Origin of the sequence: Sphingobium sp. CCH11-B1 (genome assembly GCF_001556865.1) — a bacterium.
Lineage (GTDB): Bacteria > Pseudomonadota > Alphaproteobacteria > Sphingomonadales > Sphingomonadaceae > Sphingobium.
Genome location: NZ_LSJY01000151.1, coordinates 1 through 4,991 on the forward strand (window position 1 = coordinate 1; position 4,991 = coordinate 4,991).

Sequence of the window (4,991 nt, forward strand, 5' to 3'; positions counted from 1 at the left end):
GCTGAGCGGGTCGGCCGCGAGCACGTTGGTCAGCGCGGAGGCCGTGGCGACAAGGGTTCTGAACCGTTCCCAGCCAGGCCCGGTGGCGATTATCCCGTCCAGGGCCGTGCCATCGTCCTGCGCTCCAAGCAAAGCACCACCGATTTCGGCAAAGGACTTCAGCGTGTCCCGAACGGCCGCCTTTGCGTCGGCGATCCTGGTGTTGCAAAGGCGTTCGGAGGCCCGATAGAGACGGCCTACGATGCGATCGTGGGTCTCCACGATGACATCGGCCAGCGATGACCGCCATTCCAGGGTGCAGACAGCGAGGATCGCAAGCCGCCTGTCTTCGGGCAGATCACGCATGCCGTCGGCGTAATAGCGCTCGCCCTGCCGGCGAAGCCGGGTCACACGATGCGCCGGCACGCCGTCCAGCAAATCCGCCGGAAGATCGAACCTTTGAAGATATTCCAGTCGATCCATCAGCCGGTTAGCGGCTGCTGAATTTGCGCCAACCTCGAACTGTCGCAGCCATACGAAGCGCGTGACGCGACCATCCACCGTATCCTCCAACAGGTGAGCCAAATTCTCGCTCAGGGTTGGCGTGATGCGATGGGCGATAAGATCCTCGATCCGGCGCTCGGCCTCAACCAGCGCATCGGCGCAAAGGCGCTCGATCGTCGAGGAGCCGGGAAGGCCCAGTCGGCCCGAAGCTGCGATTTTGGCCATGTTGAAGAACAAAGATTGAACATGGCGATCTACCAGGCTCGCTCTTGTCCTCCAATCTCGTAAACATCGGTCTCGATCGAGCACCTGTAGCTCTCTGCGATGTTGAACATCTCTGTCTGGAGAGATGCGATCTCATCATCGAGGCTGACGCCATCGGCACCCTGATCATAGGCGACGGTCAGCGTGTAATCGCAGTTCCCGGTCTTTTGCATCTGGTAATCCCGCTCCAGCATCGCCTCAATGCGCTCGCGAGCGGGCTTTCTGCCACGACCATGCTTGTTGAAGTTCTCGATGGTCAGATGCAGGGCGATGGTGACAGAAGGCGGCTTTTCCGGCAGCCCGATCCTTGAAGGAATGACGTCAAGCGCCCGATAGACGGTCATTCTTGAGATCTTGAGGTCGCGCGCGACGCTGGCCTTGCTCGCGCCGGCGGTGATCCGGCGTCGGATTTCATCGTCATCGATGTTTTTCTTCCGGCCTTTGTAGACGCCTTCGGCGCGCGCCGCCTCGATCCCGGCGCGCTGCCGGTCCTTGATGAACGTCAGTTCCATGTCCGCGACCATGCCCAGAATGGTGATCACCATCCGCCCCATGCTTCCGGCCGTCGTCACCTCCGGCTCAAGCACCCGCAATGAGGCTCCCTTCTGGTCGAGTTCATGAACCAGATTGAGAACATCGCGTGTGGAGCGACCGAGCCGATCGAGACGCAGGACGACGAGTTCGTCATCGGCGCGCAGGAACTGCATGATCGTCTCAAGCTCCGTGCGTCCAGTGCGCGATGCGCCCGAGCCTGTTTCGGAGCGGAGGATTTCACAGCCCGCTGCCTTCAACCGGGCAACCTGGATGTCGAGATCCTGGTCGATGGTGCTGACGCGGGCGTAGCCGACGCGGGTCATGGGCAAATCCGTCACATTAGGGTGGCTTTGCCCTCGTACAGTAACATTGGTGACGGAACCACCCTTTTGTGACATGTCGTATATGTCACTTCCGATCGTCACGTTCGGGTGCACCCAAATGGTGCGAGCGGAAAGGCCCCGGTCAGGCAGCAAGCCGCCCAAAATCGATCCGGCTATTCAGATCGAGGTCGAAGCGGCCATAAGGATTGACGTGGCTGTAAATCAGCGGTGTGAGGCCGCGATAATCATCCGGCGTCATCCGGCCCGTCCATTTCGGTTCCACCAGCACGCTCTGAAGCATTCGGGTGTTCACATAGACAAGCGACGCTTGCAGCAAATGTAGCGCCAGGACCGAGAGCTGCTGCTCATCGATGCGGTTAGTGGCGATCTCGCCGCCCTTGCCGAAGAAAACGAACCCATTGGCACTGTTCCAGTTTTCAACGACATTCAGGCCTTCATGAATTTCGCGGCGGAAGGACTCCTCGCGCAGATACCGGCACAGGAAGATCGTCTTGACCGCGCGGCCCAGCTCACTCAACGCCTTGTAGGTCGGGTGCATCACCTCGGAGCGGCTAAACCGGCGCAGGATCGCCTCCGGGTCGGCGGTTTTTGTCTGCATCGCGGCTGCATATTTGACCATCTCGTCATATTGCTGCTCGATCTCATCCCAGTTGATCGGACTGGAGAGGATCGGCTGCAAGTGGGGAAGCCGCGTTCGCATGCCGACATCGGGAAGAGCCAGCTTCTGGCGAGCGATCGCTTTCAGGCGGGGTGCAAGCTCAAATCCGAGAAGCCGGCAAAATGCAAAGCCAACCGCGCTTTGGCCATGACTATCAACATATTGTCGCTGGATTTCCATGTCGGTGCAATGGCGCAGCACGCCCTCGATCATGGAGGCGACCTCGGAGGAAGAGCAGCGCTTGAGCTGGGAATAGACGCATGTCGCGCGTCGTTCGACATGCCAGTAGATCATGACGCCCCGTCCACCATAACGCGCATGCCATTCCGTCATCAGGTTGCGATCCCAGGCTCCGAACTTTGTGGAATCTGACGCACAGGCCGTGCCGGCGTCCCCCCAGACTGCAGCATTGCGGATTGCCAGGGTCGCATTCGCAACCCTGGCACACGCCTCCTTGAGCGCCGCGGCATGAACGAAGCGGCGATGGACATGCAGCAGCTCTTCATAGCTGACATCGGGGGTGGCGCCGGCGATCCGCTTGAGCCCGGCATTCGTTCCCAGGCCGTAGAGGCATAGCAGGAGACGTTGATCCAGCGCGGTTTTCGGCAGTGCAACACGCGAGGCCGATGTTTCGAACGCTTCGAGAAGTCCCGTATCAAGGGCAGCCTCCTTCAGTACGTCGAGCAGCCCGGTCATCGGCCAGCGTTGGCCGATCTCGGTCTTGATCGAGGCGAGACCCCTGGGTTCGGGCAAGGGTTTGAACGGGGTGAGAGATATACGGTTCTCGCCGCGCCACAGCAGCCGAACCTTGTCGTTCCGGGGAATATTGGCATTGAGGAGCAACAGTTCCTGAGCAAGCTCTTCCCGGATGGCGCTTGAAAATGCACGCGCATCCGCCGTCAGGTTCAATCCTGTGTAATATGCTTCTCGCCGCGCATCGAAGTCCTTGGGAAGATCGTCATCGGGATTGCGGTATCGGTCCGCCCCGACAACCCAGATTTCCTTAGAACGGATGCGATCGCGCAGTTGCGCGAGGACACAAAGCTCATAACTGATCCGGTTTACGCGCCCCTCTTCATCAATGACGGAACTGCGCCATCTCGCCGGAATGACCTCGTCGACCGGCACTGCGTGCGGCGGCACGTAGCGGCATCCATCATCCACTTTGCTTCTGATCCAGTCCAGGGCCGCCAGCACCGGACGCCACACGGCGTTGTTCGACCGGAACTCCAGTGCCGAAAGCAGGCTTGGCAGCATACGGCGATAATGATTGGCCCATGACCTCCGCATCACCTTGTAGATCCGCCGATCCAAGGCGCCCTTTGCCTGGCTTTCCTTGATGATCGCCGCCAGTTTGTCCTTGCCGGCGATTGGGAAAATGACATCGCAGATGCGCCCGGATGGATCGTCGATCGAAGCGCTGGCAATCTCGACCAGGAGTCGCTCCTTGCCATAGACCCGCTCGATGTCTTTCGCGATATCGCCCACCACCTTGCGTTTCGAGCGCGATCCGATCTTATGGACCGTCTCGATCAGCAGGTCGACCATCGCATCCGTAAGCTGAGCTTCCCGCGCCATCAGATAAACGGCATAGAGCCCGAGCTGGCGCGCCGGTACATGCCGGCGCATCTCCGAGGCTTTCTCGCCGGCAACCCGGCGAACGATCTGATCGACCCATGCCTTGCCCGTGACCGATAGGAAATCTCGGGGAAGAGCAAGCCGTTGGATAAAGGCGAGTTTGGCGGTCACGCCAAGAATGTTTTCGAGCGTCGCCTGACCTGCATCCCCCTTCATCGTGTTGAAGCCGGTCGGGCCATCGGGATCGGCGAGCGAGGCTTCCAGCAAGGCGACCGCATCCGGCGCAAGCCGATCGCGGACTCGGGCCAACAGGGCCTCCAGATAGAGGTGTCGTTGCGAACGGACGAGGCGTTCCAGCTCCTTGCGCGACGGCCCATAGATACGGCGGTCGCGGCACCACAGGAAAACATGCTCGAGCATGGCATTGATCGGCTGCCCGCCCGCACAAAGATCGTCGGAAATCCACCTCGACAACGCCCTGCGATCCGTCTGCGTCATACGGCGGAACCCGAGATGCCGCAAAATCTCCGCGCAATGCCGGCGGGCGGTGCGCCCGGAAAAATCATAGTGGTTCACGGATTTGGCATCGAGACCAAGTTGCTCCGCCAGATACAAGACACCGTCGGAGGGTATCGACGCATGATCCGGCACAAAGAAGCCATGCCCGGCGAAAAATCTAAGCTGAACCGCCAATCCCAGTCGTGCCGTCTCCGCTTTGCCGGTCACGAACGCGATGTCCGAAAAACTCAGGCTCCAGGAGCCGATCAGATCCCCACTCGAAACGCCAAGGCTCATAACGCCGCTCCCTTATCGGAGCGGAACGTCGTTCCTCGCATGGGCGATCGTCAACAACAACCAGCCCGTTCCCGACGTGTTCTCCAAGATGACCAAAATCGCAGCTTCGGGCCGACTGGGCCGGGAAGGATCGTGCGGGTGCGGCGACACTCCGCAACGAAGCGACGGGCAAGATCCTCATTCGATGTCGCCGCCTCGGCTTCCCGAGCGATCCATTCGCGCAAATCCCGTGCGCCCCGCCCCGAAAAGGAGCGATAGCCGTAGATTCGGCGAAGGTCCGCCAGATGCTCGTGCCGGGTCTCCTCGCGCGCGGCATAGAGGAGTAGATCGTCGCT

General features: G+C 60.3%; 2 protein-coding genes and 2 pseudogenes. All 4 read right to left on the reverse strand.

Annotation, left to right across the window (positions count from 1 at the left end; genetic code table 11):
* Positions 1-684: pseudogene (locus AX724_RS15910) on the reverse strand (Tn3 family transposase); the annotation flags it as partial.
* Between the two features lie 53 nt (positions 685-737).
* On the reverse strand, positions 738-1,766 hold the full coding sequence (locus AX724_RS15915) for a recombinase family protein (RefSeq protein WP_022684634.1): 1,029 nt from the start codon (positions 1,764-1,766) through the stop codon (positions 738-740).
* Positions 1,747-4,656: a Tn3 family transposase gene (locus tag AX724_RS15920; protein WP_006961814.1), complete on the reverse strand. Its 2,910-nt coding sequence runs from the start codon at positions 4,654-4,656 to the stop codon at positions 1,747-1,749. The genes AX724_RS15915 and AX724_RS15920 overlap by 20 nt, the downstream gene beginning before the upstream one ends.
* 119 nt (positions 4,657-4,775) lie before the next feature.
* Positions 4,776-4,991 (reverse strand): annotated as a pseudogene (locus tag AX724_RS22955) (DUF4158 domain-containing protein); the annotation flags it as partial.

Bases quoted from the DNA above. Each gene is read 5' to 3' on its own strand.
- AX724_RS15920 (WP_006961814.1), bottom strand. From the start codon at position 4,656: ATGAGCCTTGGCGTTTCGAGTGGGGATCTGATCGGCTCCTGGAGCCTG.